Origin of the sequence: Bacteroides sp. An269, assembly GCF_002159755.1 — a bacterium.
Lineage (GTDB): Bacteria > Bacteroidota > Bacteroidia > Bacteroidales > Bacteroidaceae > Phocaeicola > Phocaeicola intestinalis.
The window spans coordinates 1-17,457 of the sequence record NZ_NFJG01000100.1 but is presented as its reverse complement, the minus strand read 5'-3'; the positions used below and the strand labels follow the sequence as shown (position 1 = coordinate 17,457).

Annotated in this window: 14 protein-coding genes; 4 read left to right on the top strand and 10 right to left on the bottom strand. The window is 43.4% G+C overall.

What is annotated here, in order from left to right; translation table 11 throughout:
• Window positions 1-135: 135 nt before the first annotated feature.
• Window positions 136-2,259 (top strand): S9 family peptidase, encoded by a 2,124-nt coding sequence (locus B5F71_RS15250; RefSeq protein ID WP_206423849.1) that lies wholly within the window; start codon window positions 136-138, stop codon window positions 2,257-2,259.
• A gap of 5 nt (window positions 2,260-2,264) precedes the next feature.
• A complete protein-coding gene (locus B5F71_RS15245; protein ID WP_022040869.1) occupies window positions 2,265-2,921 on the top strand; it encodes an HAD family phosphatase in 657 nt (218 codons plus the stop codon).
• A 168-nt stretch (window positions 2,922-3,089) separates the two neighbouring features.
• Here B5F71_RS15245 and scpA read toward each other — a convergent pair whose 3' ends face one another.
• The 3 genes from scpA to ligA form a co-directional block, all read right to left on the bottom strand.
• The gene (gene scpA / locus B5F71_RS15240; protein WP_087211912.1) at window positions 3,090-5,237 is read right to left on the bottom strand and encodes a methylmalonyl-CoA mutase; all 2,148 of its coding nucleotides are present in this window, start codon (window positions 5,235-5,237) and stop codon (window positions 3,090-3,092) included.
• A gap of 40 nt (window positions 5,238-5,277) precedes the next feature.
• On the bottom strand, window positions 5,278-7,140 hold the full coding sequence (mutA, locus tag B5F71_RS15235; protein WP_087211909.1) for a methylmalonyl-CoA mutase small subunit: 1,863 nt from the start codon (window positions 7,138-7,140) through the stop codon (window positions 5,278-5,280).
• A gap of 479 nt (window positions 7,141-7,619) precedes the next feature.
• Window positions 7,620-9,620 (bottom strand): NAD-dependent DNA ligase LigA, encoded by a 2,001-nt coding sequence (ligA, locus tag B5F71_RS15230; RefSeq protein WP_087211918.1) that lies wholly within the window; start codon window positions 9,618-9,620, stop codon window positions 7,620-7,622.
• A gap of 102 nt (window positions 9,621-9,722) precedes the next feature.
• Here ligA and trmD point away from each other — a divergent pair, with 102 nt between their 5' ends.
• Complete coding sequence (gene trmD, locus B5F71_RS15225) at window positions 9,723-10,397, top strand: tRNA (guanosine(37)-N1)-methyltransferase TrmD (protein ID WP_087211906.1); 675 nt, start codon at window positions 9,723-9,725, stop codon at window positions 10,395-10,397.
• A 151-nt stretch (window positions 10,398-10,548) separates the two neighbouring features.
• Here the strand turns inward: trmD and B5F71_RS15220 are convergent, their stop codons facing one another.
• The 4 genes from B5F71_RS15220 to holA form a co-directional block, all read right to left on the bottom strand.
• Window positions 10,549-11,460: a dihydroorotate dehydrogenase gene (locus B5F71_RS15220; protein ID WP_022039190.1), complete on the bottom strand. Its 912-nt coding sequence runs from the start codon at window positions 11,458-11,460 to the stop codon at window positions 10,549-10,551.
• Window positions 11,448-12,224, bottom strand: coding sequence for a dihydroorotate dehydrogenase electron transfer subunit (locus B5F71_RS15215; RefSeq protein ID WP_087211903.1), 777 nt, complete (start codon window positions 12,222-12,224; stop codon window positions 11,448-11,450). The genes B5F71_RS15220 and B5F71_RS15215 overlap by 13 nt, the downstream gene beginning before the upstream one ends.
• 103 nt (window positions 12,225-12,327) lie before the next feature.
• Window positions 12,328-12,780 carry a helix-turn-helix transcriptional regulator gene (locus B5F71_RS15210; RefSeq protein ID WP_087211900.1) on the bottom strand — a complete coding sequence of 151 codons (453 nt, stop codon included), beginning with the start codon at window positions 12,778-12,780 and terminating at the stop codon, window positions 12,328-12,330.
• Window positions 12,781-13,700: 920 nt separating this feature from the next.
• Window positions 13,701-14,717 carry a DNA polymerase III subunit delta gene (holA, locus tag B5F71_RS15205; protein WP_087211897.1) on the bottom strand — a complete coding sequence of 339 codons (1,017 nt, stop codon included), beginning with the start codon at window positions 14,715-14,717 and terminating at the stop codon, window positions 13,701-13,703.
• 56 nt (window positions 14,718-14,773) lie between these two features.
• Here holA and B5F71_RS15200 point away from each other — a divergent pair, with 56 nt between their 5' ends.
• Entirely contained in the window at window positions 14,774-15,223 is a 450-nt protein-coding gene (locus B5F71_RS15200; RefSeq protein ID WP_087211894.1) for a type I restriction enzyme HsdR N-terminal domain-containing protein, read from the top strand.
• 79 nt (window positions 15,224-15,302) lie between these two features.
• Here the strand turns inward: B5F71_RS15200 and B5F71_RS15195 are convergent, their stop codons facing one another.
• The 3 genes from B5F71_RS15195 to B5F71_RS20405 form a co-directional block, all read right to left on the bottom strand.
• Entirely contained in the window at window positions 15,303-16,094 is a 792-nt protein-coding gene (locus tag B5F71_RS15195; protein ID WP_022039184.1) for a C4-type zinc ribbon domain-containing protein, read from the bottom strand.
• 6 nt (window positions 16,095-16,100) lie between these two features.
• Window positions 16,101-17,195, bottom strand: coding sequence for a Nif3-like dinuclear metal center hexameric protein (locus tag B5F71_RS15190; protein WP_087211891.1), 1,095 nt, complete (start codon window positions 17,193-17,195; stop codon window positions 16,101-16,103).
• A gap of 76 nt (window positions 17,196-17,271) precedes the next feature.
• The coding region (locus B5F71_RS20405; protein ID WP_158098115.1) for a hypothetical protein at window positions 17,272-17,457 on the bottom strand (186 nt) is incomplete at its 5' end.

The following is a 17,457-nucleotide window of genomic DNA, read 5'->3' as shown; positions in this document are numbered from 1 at the left end:
CGGGCTATCTGACGAAGAACAGGAGCGAAAAGGACCAAAAAATCGCCCAAAGCACACACGAAAACAGATACATCAAGCCAAGAAAAACTTTTTGGAGAAATTCAAAACAACTTCTAAATTTAACATTAAAAATAAATGAAAACAAGTTTAATGACTATGACTGCCGCCGTGATGCTTGCTGCAAGTGGACAGACGTACGCCGGCGTACAAACAGATAAACCTTTTATCGGCAAACAGGAGATAACCATCAAAGACGGCCGGTTAACCCCCGAAGCCCTTTGGGCAATGGGTCGTATCGGTAGCACCAATGTGTCGCCCGATGGAAAACGGATTGCCTACACCGTATCATATTACAGCGTAAAGGAAAACGCTAGTCACACGGTCATCTATGTGATGAACGCTGACGGTACGGGAAACACTATGCTCACCACCTCTGCAACTAGTGAAAATTCCCCTACCTGGATAAAAAACGGTACCAAAATCGCTTTCCTCACATCGGAAAGTGGAAGCAGCCAGCTTTGGGAAATGAATCCTGATGGCAGAGGACGCAAGCAACTCTCGGCACACCCAAGCGATATTGAAGGCTTCCAGTTCTCACCCGACGAAAACAAGGTACTTTTTATTGCTCAAGTAAAATACGGCGAACGCACCTCCGACCTATATCCTGACCTTGACAAGGCGAGCGGACGGGTGATAGATGACTTAATGTACAAGCACTGGGACGAATGGGTGGAAACAATCCCACACCCTTTCATTGCATCTTTTGACGGCAACCAAGTGGGCGATGCTACCGATATCTTAGCTGGAGAGCCTTATGAATCACCGATGAAGCCTTTCGGAGGCATCGAACAACTGGCATGGAGCAACGATGGCAAGCAAATAGCCTATACTTGCCGCAAAAAAAATGGTAAAGAGTATGCCGTATCGACCGACTCGGACATCTACCTTTACGACATTAATACCAAACAGACTCGCAACCTCTGCAAAGAAGATGCCATCGATAAGAACTTGGGCTATGATACCAACCCACAATTTTCGCCAGACGGTAAGCACATTGCCTGGCAAAGTATGGAACGAGATGGCTACGAAAGCGATCGTAACCGCCTGTGCGTAATGAATCTGGACAGTGGAGAGAAAATCTACGTGACAGAAACATTCCAATCAGGCGTGGATAGCTACTGCTGGGCTCCAGACAGTGAGACCTTATACTTTACAGGCGTATGGCACGCTACCAGCATGATTCATAGTACCAACCTGAAGGGAGAGGTGAAACAACTCACTGAAGGAATGTACGATTATACATCGGTCAGCATGTTGAATGATAAGCAACTGCTTACCATGCGCCATTCGCTGAGCGAAGCTGACGAGCTTTTTACTGTCGACCTGAAAGAAAAACACAAGGTGACTCGCATCACAACGGAAAACGACCATATCTTCGGCCAATTGAAGAAAGGAAAGGTAGAACCCCGTTGGACCAAAACCGTAGACGGCAAGGACATGCTCTCGTGGGTAGTTTATCCCACAGACTTTGACCCGAGCAAGAAATACCCCACCCTACTCTTCTGTGAAGGAGGACCGCAAAGCCCCGTCAGTCAGTTCTGGAGCTATCGCTGGAACCTGCAAATCATGGCAGCCAATGGTTACATAGTCATCGCTCCCAACCGTCGCGGATTGCCTGGATTCGGCATGGAATGGTTAGAAGAAATCAGTACTAACTATGGCGGACATTGCATGGATGATTACTTGAGCGCAATAGACGATATTGCCCAGGAACCCTACGTTGACAAGGAACGCCTAGGTTGCGTGGGAGCCAGCTTTGGAGGATACTCGGTATACTGGCTCGCCGGACACCACAACAAACGTTTCAAGGCTTTTATCGCCCACGATGGATTCTTCAACATGGAACAACAATACTTAGAAACCGAAGAACTGTGGTTTACCAACTGGGACTTAGGCGGTCCATATTGGGATAAGCAGAACCCTGCCGTACAGCGCAGCTATGCCAACTCGCCACACCTCTTCGTCGATAAATGGGATACACCTATCCTTTGTATCCATGGTGAAAAGGATTACCGCATCCTCGCTTCACAGGGAATGGCAGCTTTCAATGCTGCCAAACTCAGAGGAGTGCCCGCTGAACTACTCATTTTTCCCGATGAGAACCACTGGGTGCTGAAACCTCAGAATGGTGTATTATGGCAACGCATTTTCTTTCGCTGGTTGGACAAATGGCTAAAAAATAACCCTAGAAACAAATAACAAGTATGATAAAGAATGTTGTATTTGATTTCGGTGGCGTGATAGTCGACCTCGACCGCGAACAAGCGGTCAAGGCTTTTGTACATCTTGGTCTGACCGATGCCGGCCACATTCTTGACAAGTATCACCAGACCGGAATATTTCAAGAATTGGAAGAAGGGAAACTGCGCGAAGAAGACTATCGTGAGAAACTGGGGCAATTGTGCGGACGCACACTGAAGCGCGAAGAAGTACGTCAGGCCTGGATGAGTTTCGTGAGTGGCATGGACTTGCGCAAACTGGACTACATCACCGAATTGCGCAAGCAGGGGTATCGTACCTTCCTACTTAGTAACACCAATCCCTACCTGATGGATTATTGGGCACGCACGCCCCAGTTCACTCCTTCGGGTAAAAGCATTGACACGTATTTCGACAAGCTCTACCTCTCGTTCGAGATGAGATGCATGAAACCTGGAATGGATATTTTCAAAAAAATGTTGGAAGACGCACGGATGCAGCCTGAAGAAACACTATTCATTGATGATAGTATAACGAATATAGAATCAGGTAAAAAAGCAGGTATGAACACTTTATGCGTATCAAATCTGTCTGATTGGCGGAAACAAGTAGATAATCTACTGGCAAAAGTCAACCAATCAGGTCTTATCCAGAAGTCATGACAGTACGGGAAGTTTACTAAGATTCAGCAATTTGCACAATAAAGATGGCATATAAGATGATTAAATAGGTAGTTCATCTTCATATGCCATCTTTTATTTTTAAGGACATTCGGATAATCCTGAAACAGGCTTTTATATTTCCCTGAGACCTTCTATAAATTCACACAATTAATCCTCGCCAAGCAAGAATTCCATAACTTGACATGCCGACTTCGCAACCGAAGTTCCAGGACCAAATATAGCCATTACACCAGCCCGATAAAGAAAATCGTAGTCTTGCGGAGGAATAACACCACCGGCAAATACAAGTATGTCTTCACGGCCTAAATTTTTCAGCTCTGCGATAATTTGTGGAATAAGTGTCTTATGTCCTGCAGCCAGTGATGATACTCCTACAGCATGCACATCGTTCTCTACAGCTTCACGAGCTGCTTCTGCCGGAGTTTGAAACAAAGGACCCATATCTACATCGAAGCCACAATCAGCAAATCCTGTGGCTACAACTTTAGCCCCTCGGTCGTGTCCGTCTTGTCCCATTTTAGCAATCATTACCCGCGGACGCCTTCCCTCTTTTTTGGCAAACTCTTCGGTTAACTCACACGCCCGTGTAAAGTCTGCATCTTTTTTACTTTCTGATGAATACACGCCTGAAATTGTTTTAATTACTGCTTTATATCTTCCTACCACCTTTTCGCATGCGTACGAAATCTCACCCAATGTTGCACGTACTTTGGCTGCCGCCACTGCAAGTTCAAGTAAATTCCCCTTACCGGTGCGTACACATTCTGTAATTGCATTCAAGGCATTATCTACCTCTTCTTGATTTCTTCCTTCACGCAGACGTCGCAGATTCTCTATTTGTTCTTGACGTACAGCTGTATTATCTACTTCTAGAATATCAATCGGATCTTCTTTTTCCAAACGATACTTGTTAGTACCAACAATAGTCTGTTCGCCCGAATCAATACGTGCCTGAGTACGTGCTGCTGCTTCTTCAATACGCATTTTCGGAATTCCTGTCTCGATAGCTTTTGCCATTCCACCCAATTTTTCAATCTCTTGAATATGTTCCCATGCACGATGGGCAAGTTCATGAGTCAATGATTCTACGTAGTAAGACCCAGCCCACGGATCTATCTCACGGCAAATCTGTGTTTCTTCCTGTATATAAATTTGAGTGTTACGTGCGATACGTGCCGAAAAATCGGTAGGCAGCGCAATAGCTTCGTCTAAAGCATTGGTATGCAAAGATTGTGTATGTCCTAATGCAGCTGCCATTGCTTCAATACAAGTACGGCCAACATTATTAAAAGGATCTTGTTCGGTAAGCGACCATCCGGATGTCTGGGAATGAGTACGCAAAGTAAGTGATTTGGGGTTCTTCGGATTAAATTGCTTGACTATTTTTGCCCACAACATACGTGCCGCACGCATCTTGGCTATCTCCATGAAATGGTTCATGCCGATTGCCCAAAAGAAAGAAAGCCGAGGAGCAAAGGCATCAATGTCAATCCCAGCCGCAATCCCGGCACGAAGATATTCCAATCCATCGGCAAGAGTATAGGCAAGCTCGATATCAGCTGTAGCACCAGCTTCCTGCATGTGATAGCCTGAAATAGAAATTGAATTGAATTTGGGCATCTTCTGCGAGGTGTATTCAAAAATATCAGAAATGATTTTCATTGAAAATGCAGGTGGGTAGATATACGTATTACGCACCATGAATTCTTTCAATATGTCATTCTGAATAGTGCCAGCCATTTCCTCCAGTTTCGCCCCCTGCTCTAATCCTGCATTGATATAAAATGCCATAATGGGCAATACGGCACCATTCATGGTCATTGAAACGGACATCTTGTTCAAGGGAATGCCATCAAACAAGACTTTCATATTTTCAAGTGAACAGATAGATACACCTGCTTTTCCCACATCTCCTACTACACGAGGATGATCTGGGTCATAGCCACGATGAGTAGGAAGGTCAAACGCGACCGATAATCCTTTCTGTCCTGAAGCCAAGTTACGACGGTAAAATGCGTTCGACTCTTCTGCCGTAGAAAAACCAGCATACTGACGGATTGTCCAAGGACGGAAAGCATACATCATCGAGTAAGGCCCACGCAAAAATGGTGGAAGCCCTGCTGCATAATTGAGGTGTTCCATACCTTCCAGATCTTCCTGGGTATAGACAGGTTTTACTTGGATTTGCTCAGGTGTTTTCCAGTTAGCAGTAATGCCATTGGAGCGTTGCCATTCTTTTCCATCTTGAGGATGAAAGCCGGCAAATATGTCAATGTCTTTAAAATTCGGTTTCATGGTTTATGGTTATTCCGTGGTTCTGTGTTCGATAAGTCAATCATAATAATTCAGCATTGAATGTACGCAAGGTTTCCAATACATTGCAACGGACATGAATGAAATGTTTAATACCTGCTGCTTTTAAGTCCTCCATGCAGGCAGGAGCACCTGCAACAATGAACATTGCACGACCATTCAAAGCCTGATAGGCAGGCACTGCATATTGAGCATATTCATCGTCACTGGAGCAAAGGACTACAACATCTGCATTTGACTTTAAAGCCGCTTCTATGCCTTCCTCCACTGAATCAAAGCCCAGGTTATCTATTACTTCATATCCGGCACATGCCAGGAAATTGCAAGAGAACTGGGCGCGTGCCTGACGCATTGCCAGATTGCCAATGGTAAGCATAAACGCTTTCGGACGTTTTCCCGAACGTTCGGTTTCCAGGCGGAGTGCTTCAAATTGGCTTGCTGCACGCTCGGTACTGAGTCTTGCAAACGATTTTTCCTCCTCATGATGATGCTTTCCATCACATCCGCACACATGTTCATACGGGACTTTACTTCCAGCTATTTCATTAAAGTTCGGATACTGATTGGTTCCCAGCAGAATTTCTTTCCGGCGTGATACAGCTTCGTGGCGTGCCTGGTTACTTTGGTTTACGGCATTCTGTACATTTTCTGCAAGAATAGCTTTTACCATTCCACCTTCTTCATCGGTTTTCAGAAACAGGTTCCATGCCTGCTTGGCTATGGATACAGTAAGGTTTTCAATGTAATATGAACCGCCGGCAGGGTCTACAATACGATTGAAGTGAGACTCTTCTTTCAGCAACAGTTGTTGGTTGCGTGCCAAACGTTCAGAAAATTCACTCGGCGTTTCATAAACACTGTCAAAAGGAGTGACGGTTATCGAATCCACCCCTGCCAAGGCTGCACTCATTGTTTCCGTCTGTGTGCGAAGCAGATTAACATACGAATCAAACAACGTCAGGTTGAATGTAGAGGTTTCTGCGTGTATATTCATTTGGCATGCCGTATCTTCCTTCGGCTGGTAAGCTTTCACTATAGACGCCCAAAGCATACGTGCAGCACGGAATTTGGCGATTTCCATAAAATAGTTAGAACTTATGCCAAAATGGAACTTGATTTTTCTTGCAGCAAGGTCTGCTGGAATTCCGCTTTCTACCAGCCTGCTAAGATATTCATTCCCCCATGCCAATGCATAGCCTAATTCTTGATAAATATAGGAGCCGGCATTGTTAAGTTGACATGCATTGACAACTACACAGCGGAAATGGGGATAATCGGCAAGAATTCGTACCAACTCAGCTGCCTGGCTGATAATCGGGCTTACATCTTTACCTTTTTGCAGCATCTTGCCGATAGGGTCAAAATTGAGCGATCCGTAAAGTTTGTCAGAGGCATACCCTTTCTCTTTAAAATAATCGGTTAGTAACTGCGCCAACAGCACGGTGTGACGCTGGCAAGTAGTGAAGTTCAATTCGATGCTGTCACAATAGATTCCTTCCAATAACGTGCGAAGGTATTCAGCATTCAAGTCTTTTGCCTTGATATGAAATCCTAGCGAATCAACACCCTTGTTGAGTAAGGCAAGAGCATGCTGATTGGCTTCTAAAGGATTATCCACATGGATATCTTGACGAATAAACCAGGCATTGTCATTTTTTTTATTTCCTCTCAAATAAGGGAATTCACCTGGAAGCGAATCAATTGTTTTCAGTTCTTCCAAATCTTCCCGACGATAAAAAGGCCTTACATTAAAACCTTCATTGGTTTTCCATACCAATTTCTTTTCATAGTCAGCTCCTTTCAGATCTGTCTGGATTCTGTCCATCCATTCTTGAGTTGTCACTTCTGGGAAATCGGAAAAGAGTTTTTCTCTATTATCTGTCATACTTTGTGTTTTATGGGTTTACGATTTAAGTTGATTGGCACACGGATTAAATACGCATGCTTAGGCAAATATACAAAATTATAGTAGAACAAAACTGATTTGCGGATTTTTTTTAAATGAATTCCGCAAATAGAGCCTGTTTAAATTTTGCTCAGGTTAATTTTGCGAATTGTTTTCGAGGATGTTTTTCTGATTTTATGAGGAGGATAGCGGGCTATCTGACGAATAAAATCAGGAAAACAGACCGGAAACAAACGCAAAAGAACCTGATAGAATATTACTTTATTGGAAAATTTAAACAGGCTCTTAGCCAATCCGACTGAGGTGAAAAACGCAGTAGTACTGCGTCAGCCGATGAAGTATATATCCGTAAGTGGATGCAGATATATTCAATCGCAGTTGCAGTATATATTCAATCGCGGTTGCAGTATATATTCATTTTTCAGGGGTATTGGCTGTTTGCGGAGCTCATTTTATTTTTATCCGTTTATCATATTCAGAAACTCATCTTCACTTAGGATAGGTATGCTTAGTGCACGGGCTTTTTCCAGCTTGCTGGGACCCATGTTTTCGCCGGCAAGGATGAAACTGGTCTTTTTCGAGATACTGCCCACGTTCTTCCCTCCGTGCTTCTCTATCATCTCCTTATATTCATCGCGCGAATGACGGGCGAATACGCCGCTAATGACAATCGACTTTCCCTGTAGCTTATCGGTATGCCCTGCAAGGTCTTCTTCATCGGCTTCCAGCTTCAGCCCAGCCGTACGCAGGCGTTCGATAAGGTTACGGTTTTTCTCGTCGGCAAAATAACGCAGTATGCTGCCAGCTATCTTCTCGCCGATTTCGTCTACGTGAATCAGGTCGTCAAGCGTAGCTGTAGCCAATGCCTCGATGGAACGGAAAGCACGTGCCACTTTCTTTGCCACTGTTTCGCCTACAAAGCGGATGCCTAATGCAAAAAGCACCCTTTCGTAAGGCACTTCCCGTGAACGGGCAATACCCTGAATGATGTTCTCTGCCGACTTTTCGCCCATGCGTTCTAGCCGTACGAGGTCTTCTGCCTTCAGCGTGTAGAGGTCTGCTACATCGTGTATCAGTCCTTCCTGGTAGAATTGGTCGACGGTTTCAGGTCCCAAGCCTTCGATGTTCATCGCACGGCGGCTGATAAAATGCTCGATCTTCCCTTTTATCTGCGGCGGACAGGAACTTTCGTTGGTGCAGTAATAGGCGGCCTCGTCTTCGTAACGCACCAACGGGCTTCCACATTCGGGACAATGGGTGATGAAGGTTACTTTCTCGCTTCCTTCGGGACGGGATGCCACGTCTACACCTGTTATTTTCGGAATGATTTCGCCTCCCTTTTCTACATAGACGTTATCGCCAATATGCAAATCAAGTGAGGCAATGATGTCGGCGTTGTGCAACGAAGCGCGTTTGACTACCGTTCCTGCCAATTGCACGGGTTCCAAATTAGCGACAGGCGTTACGGCTCCCGTGCGCCCTACCTGATAAGTGACTTTCAGCAATCGGGTCAAAGCACGTTCTGCCTGAAACTTGTAGGCGATAGCCCAACGCGGCGATTTGGCTGTATAGCCCAAATTGCGTTGCTGGCGCAAAGAATTTACCTTTAACACAATGCCATCGGTAGCCACGGGCAGATTCTTCCGTTCTACATCCCAATAATTGATGAAGTCGAATATCTCCTGCAGGGTCTTCACCTTGCGTGTCACGTGCGAAACCTTGAAGCCCCATCGGGCAGCCTCTTGCAGGTTTTCATAGTGTCCGTCGTGAGGCAGGTTTTCGCCCAACATATAATAAAGGTAAGAGTCAAGCTTGCGGGCTGCTACTTCGGCAGAGTTCTGCAACTTCAGCGTGCCCGAAGCCGCATTTCTCGGATTGGCAAACAAAGGCTCTTCACGTAGTTCGCGTTCGCGGTTCAGTTCCTCGAACACCTTCCAGGGCATCAGCACTTCGCCGCGCATTTCGAATTGGCGGGGATAGCCGTCGCCGTGCAGCACCAGCGGAATAGCCCGAATGGTCTTCACATTATCGGTCACGTCATCGCCTCGCACACCGTCTCCACGTGTCACGGCACGTACCAGCTTGCCGTTTTCATAAGTCAACGAAATGGAAGTACCATCGTATTTCAATTCGCAGCAGATTTCAAAATCTTCGTTCAGTGCTTTAGCGATGCGTTCGTAAAACTCCGTCACTTCGGCTTGCGAATAAGTATTCCCTAACGAAAGCATCGGATAACGGTGCTCTACCTGGACAAAGTTTTTATTGATGTCGCTGCCCACCCGCACCGAGGGCGAATTGGGGTCGTAATGCTCCGGATGACGGGCTTCGAGGTCTTGCAGTTCGCGCATCAGGTGGTCGAACTCCTGGTCGGAGATGACGGGCGCATTCTCTACATAATATTTATAGTTGTGAAGGTGCAATTCTTCACGCAACTGGTCGATTCTTTCTATTTCTGTCATGTTCATTTCGGATGTTTCTTGCAAAAATAGCAAAAATGTGCCAGTGTGCGGTACGGGAACAACGGAAACTTCGTACTTTTGCAAAAAAAATAACAAGGAAACATGCGAATAGACATTATTACCGTTTTGCCCGAAATGATTGAGGGCTTTTTCAACTGCTCCATCATGAGCCGGGCACAAAAGAAAGGCATCGCTGAATTTCATATCCATAATTTACGTGACTACACCTTCGACCGCTACCGAAAAGTAGACGATTATCCGTTTGGCGGATGTGCAGGAATGGTGATGAAGATAGAGCCGATAGACCGTTGCATTTCGTCACTGAAAGCCGAGCGCGATTATGACGAAGTGATTTTCACAAGCCCTGACGGCGAGCAGTTCGACCAGAAAATGGCGAACACCTTGTCGATGACTCAAAACCTGATTATCTTGTGCGGGCATTTCAAAGGCATCGATTACCGCATCCGCGAACATTTTATTACGAAGGAAATCAGTATCGGCGATTACGTACTAACTGGAGGCGAACTGGCGGCAGCCGTCATATCTGATGCCATCGTACGGGTTATCCCTGGTGTGATATCCGACGAGCAATCGGCACTGTCCGATTCATTTCAAGATAATTTACTGGCTCCACCAGTCTATACCCGTCCCGCAGAATACAAAGGATGGAAGGTACCCGATGTTCTGCTTTCGGGGCACGAAGCAAAGATACGTGAATGGGAGTTTCAACAATCTTTAGAGCGTACCAAACGGTTGCGTCCGGACTTGCTGAAGTAAGATATTTCTTTACATTTATTTCAAATCTACATATTCACGAAAAAAGGCCACAGATTTATATTTTTCTCTCTCTTGACAAAAAAGTAAAAAAATCTGTGGCCAATTATTTTATTTGCATTTTCAGTATGCCATTCGCATATGTAAATTATTTTTAATATTCCAACGCGCCGATGATGTCACGAACTGAAGCAAATCCATGGCGGTCGAGATAGTCGTTGATACCTTCCGCTACTTTTACGGTTATAGCCGGATCAATGAAGTTGGCCGTACCTATCTGTACGGCGGTTGCTCCAGCAAGCAGGAACTCCACGGCATCGCGGGCATTCATAATTCCACCTAACCCAATGACAGGTATCTTCACGGCTTTTGCTACTTGCCATACCATGCGCAAGGCGATAGGCTTCACTGCTGCTCCACTCATCCCTCCAGTGATAGTGGATAAGACCGGTTTACGCTTTTCGGCATCTATTGCCATTCCCAGCAGCGTGTTGATGAGTGATACACTGTCTGCTCCGGCAGTTTCCACTGCACGCGCTATTTCTGTGATGTCGGTCACATTGGGCGACAGTTTCACGATCAATGTCTTGTGATAAGCTTTTCGCACTGCAGATACAACCTCGGCGGCTCCATGAGCTGTTACTCCGAAAGCCATCCCACCTTGCTTGACATTCGGGCATGAGATGTTCAGCTCAATAGCCGGGATGCAGTCCAGGCCGTCGATAATGCTTGCTGTTTCCACATAATCCTCTATTTGCGATCCAGACACGTTCACAATCATATTGGTACGGATGTCTTTGATTTGTGGGTAGATATGTTCTGCAAAATAATGCACCCCTTTGTTTTGTAGTCCCACAGCATTCAGCATGCCCATCGGTGTTTCCGCCATACGCGGATAAGGATTTCCTTCACGGTGATGAAGTGTCGTCCCCTTTACGATAATTCCTCCAATTTTCCCCAAATCCACAAAGTCTTGGAATTCAAGTCCGTAACCGAATGTTCCCGATGCAGTCATCACCGGATTCGATAAAGCCAGTTTTCCTATGTTTACACTTAAATCTGCCATAATAGTTTCTTTATATTAAATACAGGACCTTCTTTACATACACACACATGACCATCCCGGGTGTTTTCCACACAGCAAAGGCAAGCCCCCACACCGCATGCCATCGTGTTCTCTAGCGACACTTCACACGCTATGCCCTGCTGATTGGCGTATTTGGCCACGGCCATCATCATTGGTTTAGGACCACATGTGCAGATTAGATCGAACGTATTGTCTCTCAGTACACTGTGCATCGTGACATACCCTTTCTCTCCCATACTTCCGTCTTCGGTAGTAGTATGGACATCGCCCAATGCCTCGAACAAGTCCAGTTGCAACAAGTCATTCTTCGAGCGTGCTCCCAACAAGAATGTAGGTTTCAAGCCTTTCTTCAACAAAGTTTCGCCTAAATAAAGCAAAGGAGCCGTGCCTACACCTCCACCTATCAGCAACACCTTAGTAGCAGTGTCTTCTGGGACTGTAAAACCGTTTCCTAACGGCATGACCACATTAACTGTGTCCCCAGGATTCACGGTAGCCAATTTACGTGTACCATCACCAACCAGCTGAATCAAGAACCAGACCTCATTTTTCTGGCGGTCTACGTAATTAATAGAAATAGGACGACGCAGGAATGTCGTGTTCGAACCGTCTACCCGTATTTCGGCGAACTGCCCCGGAAGCATTTCAGGCAACGGCTCAGCCTGGGTCAACTTGAGTAATACATAGTTTGCATGCAAACGTATGTTTTCTGTAACAGTCAAATCAAGAATGTATTTCTTCATAAAATAAATTGAGGTAAATTCGTTTCACAGTACAAAGATAACGAATTTACCTCAATCTATAGAGAAAACTCCATCGCTTTTGCCCATCCACTTCCACAGATAATCAAGATTTCTCTGGCCTGAATACCTGATATGTTCCATTATCAAAGAAAATACGTATTTCAACTATTTTCGGATGAGGTTTTTCTATATATTTAATTTCTTCTTTTACAGTGTTTTGCATACCATTTCCTGGAGTGGAAGACGCGTTTTCCTTGCGAAAATCAAAACGAACCGGATATCCGCTTGCATTTTCTGGATTCTCATTGCTGTACAGACGGCTATTTCCATCTGTGGTACCTTCTTCAACGACTTTCATTTCACCTTCACCATAAAGCAACCAATTCAAGTTAATAGAAGGATAAGCCTTGTGAATGCGCATGACCACTTCCAGGCTAGGTTTATTCCGCTCTGTCAATATGTGCGACAGAGAAGATGTCGATATGCCTATTTTTTCAGCAAATTCGGCATTGGTTAACGACTCCTTTTGTATGATTTGTAAAATACGGTCTTTCATTATAATTATTTGTGTATATAATCTTAATGATTACAAATGTAATGCTTTTTATTTTCATTTGCAAATTTACATATGGAAAAACAAATAACAAAATTACGTAGCAATGAATTACATTTGTAATCATATCTGATGTTTACATCTGTAAATCATCAATTTCAAGTTCTTTTTAACTTTAACAAATTCATATAAACTACTAGGATATAGATTGTTATACTATAATTTTGATTGTTTACACTTCGATAATATAGAAATGTAAACAGTTATTTAATGCCATATAAAATATTATTTCATTAATTCTTCATAGATTGTTGGGTTTTAGCCTATTATCCTGTGCATAAATACATTGTATAAATTATCATGTACATTTATAAAAGTACACAATATAACCATAAGACCATGTATTTACATTTGTACTACAGCCTAAACAAATATACATATCGATTCATGGCATTTACAAATACAAATGTATTTTAGGCTTATCGAAGCCAAAATGTAGAAATGTATATGTCTGAATGTAAAAAAGCCCGAATCTATTCTTTAAGATTCATCAGAATAATGATGTGCAAAATAAAGATATATTCATAGCCATTTCAGTTATCTTCATAGCTTGTAGAAGCTATCTGGAATGGCTTATGAATATATCTTCGTCTGGTAGGCAATATTGGTTGAAAAAAGAATGGCAAAATCACACAAGCCACGGAAGCAAATCAACTTTTCATCTTTCCGGAAATGTGTTTCTTTAGAAATTGGATGCAGGGATTAATTTTGCACAAATGCCCCGATGTTGAAGATATTCTTCTTTTCAAGATCGGATAACCCTCTCCGTTACCGAGGATACATCTGCATAATTTTACAGATACGTTTGCCCTTGGATCGTGGGTATTGTGACTTTGCCTTGATTGACTTCAGCCGGACTGCAATCAATGAAGAATTTGATAAATCAGTTCACGCAACAATTCCCCGTCGGAAACCGAAGCGTTGTTCACACCTTTCGAACGAACATCGCATTGACGGATGCATTCGATAATCTTCATTACTTTTACTCCCGAATAGTGTTTCATGGCAGCCAGGTAATCGCGTGCTTGCCACGGGGATCGCAGGCTGAGTTGAGCGGCCACTCCCTCTTCATTTTTTTGGGGAGCATAGTATGCCAACATCAGGTTGGCAAAGAAATTGAACAATACAGCCAGCGTAACCTGCAACGGATTGTGTTTTGGATTTTCTTCAAAATATTTTACTATTTGATTCGCTTTGAATACGTCTTTTACGATTAATGCATTCCGCAATTCGAAATTATTAAAGTCCTTACTGATGCCGATATTCTGTTCTATCTGCTCGGGTGTAATCCGCCGTTGTCCCTTGGGAAGCGTGATAATTAATTTTTCCAACTCGCCTGCCATTCGGTTCAAATCCGTCCCTACAAATTCTGCCATCATTTCTGAGGCTTTTGGCTCAATTTCCACTTGACGGCGTTTTAAATAAGATGCGATAAACCCTGGAAGTTGAGTGTCTTTCAGCTTCCGGGATTCGAACAGCACACCTACCTTTTCCAGTTCTGCTGTCAGCTTTTTTCTACGATCTAATGCGCCGTGTTTATAGCAAAATACCAGAATGGTAGAAAGCATCGGCTTTTGCAGATAATACGTCAACTCGTCCAAGTTCTTTAAGTTTTGTGCTTCGCGAACTACAACCACCTGGTATTTCGACATCATCGGATACCTTCTTGCTGCGTTAATAACAGAAGCTATATCTGTGTCTGTTCCATATACTACGGTCTGGTTAAACTCTTTCTCCGACTCTGTCAAAACGTATTGCATGATGTATTCGGATATGCGGTCGATATAGTAATCCTCTTCTCCCATCAGGAAATAAACGGGAGCATAGTTTTTATTTTTCAGGTTGCGGGCTATTTCTTCGTAAGTTATTTCTTTTGCCATACTTTTTTGTAACTTTGTATGATAAATTATTCACGCTATTCATACAAAGATATAAAATGTTGGAATTAAACTTACCTCCTTATCCGTTTAAAATTGCTAACAAAGACGGGAAAAAATTCATATTCGATGCGTTACGCAAGAAATATGTTGCCCTTACACCCGAAGAATGGGTGCGGCAGCATTTCACTCACTATTTGCTGGAGCACAAAGGTTATCCTTGGGGATTGCTGGCTAATGAAATCCAATTGAATCTGAACGGAATGAAAAGGCGGTGCGATACGGTGCTTTATAACCGCAATCTGACCGCCCGGATGATTATAGAATATAAAGCCCCAAATGTGGAAATCACGCAAGCTGTATTCGACCAAATTACGCGTTATAATATGGTGCTGAAAGTAGAATATCTGATTGTGAGCAATGGAATCCACCATTATTGTTGCCACATTGATTATGCAACGCACTCTTATACATTCTTGCCCACCGTACCGGCGTATGAGGAACTATGAATGAAAAGAATCGCCCCAACGGACAAAGCTCAAGATGTCTTTGCTCGCTGGGGCGACCCATATATTTTGCAGGTAAAAATCATTTCACTTTTGTTTCCAAGTGTCTTTCAGGCATTACTCCTGCCAGTTCCGGGTCAATCATGATGCGTCCACAATATTCACACACAATGATTTTCTTTCGCATACGGATGTCCAATTGTTTTTGAGGCGGAATCTTATTAAAGCATCCCCCACATGCATCACGCTGCACATAAGTAATTCCCAATCCGTTTCGAGAGTTTTTACGAATGCGCTTGAATGCCTGAAGCAAACGCGGTTCGATAGTTGCTTCCAATGCTTTTGCCTTGTCGCGGAGTTTTTCCTCTTCCTGTTTAGTCTCAGAAATGATTTCATCCAATTCATTTTTCTTCATCTCCAAGTCTTTCTTTCTTTCTTCCAGAGTATGTGTGTTCTTTTCTATTTCTTCTTGTTTTGATTCGATAGAAGAGGTATACTCTCTGATGCGTTTTTCACACAATTCCACTTCCAAGGTTTGGAATTCGATTTCCTTTGTCAGCACATCATATTCACGATTATTACGCACATTGTCTTGTTGTGCTTTGTATTTATCGATTGAAGCCTTGGCTGTTTCAATTTCAATACGCTTGGTAGCAACGTTCGATTTCAATTCTTCTATTTCACCTTTAATCTTTTCGATGCGGGTGCTTAAGCCTGTCACTTCATCTTCCAAGTCTTGTACTTCCAACGGAAGTTCACCTCTTAAAGTCTTGATTTTGTCAATTTCAGACAACATGGTCTGCAATTGGTACAAAGCTTTCAGTTTTTCCTCCACACTCAGTTCACTAGGATCTTTTTTTACTTCTTTCGCCATAATGCTTTATAAATATTTAATCGGATTTGTATTGATTCGGGTCATACGAAGTTCCAATGATGGGAATTTTTTCTCTAATAAAGAACAAATCAATTCTTTAGTGTATTGTTCGCTTTCGTAATGGCCTATTTCTGCAATCAAAATACTATTCTCATAATAAAAATAATCGTGATACTTCACTTCGCCTGTTATAAACACATCAGCCTGACTGGCTATAGCACGTGGCAGCAGAAATGCTCCCGCTCCTCCACACAAAGCTACATTTCGGATTAACCTTCCTGTCAGCCGCGAATGTTTCACGCAGCCTGCTTCAAAAATCTGCTTGACGCGACGCAGGAAGTCACCTTCTGTTTCCGGTTCTTCCAAGACACCTATGATGCCTGCCCCTGCCTGGTTCCATTTGTTTTGCACCGGATAAAAATCAAATGCCGGTTCTTCATAAGGATGGGCTGCCAATAAAGCTTTGGTTACTACATCCCGCTTATACACCGGAAGAATGGTTTCTATCCGCATCTCTTCTTCGTGATGTAATTCACCTATTTTACCACAATAAGGATGTGTACCGTTTCCAGCCCGGAATGTCCCGATTCCTTCTATATTATAACTACAAGCATCATAGTTGCCTATACAACCGCAACCTGCTCCAAACAGAGCATCACGTACTTGGTTGACGTGTTTCATCGGTACGAATGTCACCAGCTTCAATAATGCGTTTTCTCTAGGCTCTAATACACGCACTTGCCTCAATCCTATTTTTTCTGCAATCTTATAATTCACTCCCAACAAAGCATTGTCCAAATTGGTATGCATCGAATAAATTACAATATCGTTCTTAATAGCCTTAATAACGCATCGCTCCACATAGTCTTTACCCGTAACCGACTTGAATCCTTTAAAGATAAGCGGATGGTGTGATACTATCAAATTATATCCCAAAGCTATTGCTTCGTCCACCACAGCTTCAGTCACGTCCAAACACAACAAAGCCCCTGTAACCTCCGCGTCTGTCAATCCGATTTGCAAACCGGCATTATCAAAACCGTCTTGCAAAGGCAGAGGCGCGAACATCTCAAGGGCATTCAAAACTTCCTTAATCTTCATGTCTCAAAAAAAATCGTACAAAAATAATAAAAAACTGTGATATATTAAAAAGTAAACCACTTAGATTTACATAACATTAACGCATAAGCGAAATTGGAATATAAGAAGCTGTTTTGAATTTCTCCAAAAAGTTTTTCTTGGCTTGATGTATCTGTTTTCGTGTGTGCTTTGGGCGATTTTTTGGCCCTTTTCGCTCCTGTTCTTCGTCAGATAGCCCGCTATCTTCCTCATCACAGAAGCGAAAATGCCTCAAAAACTCATC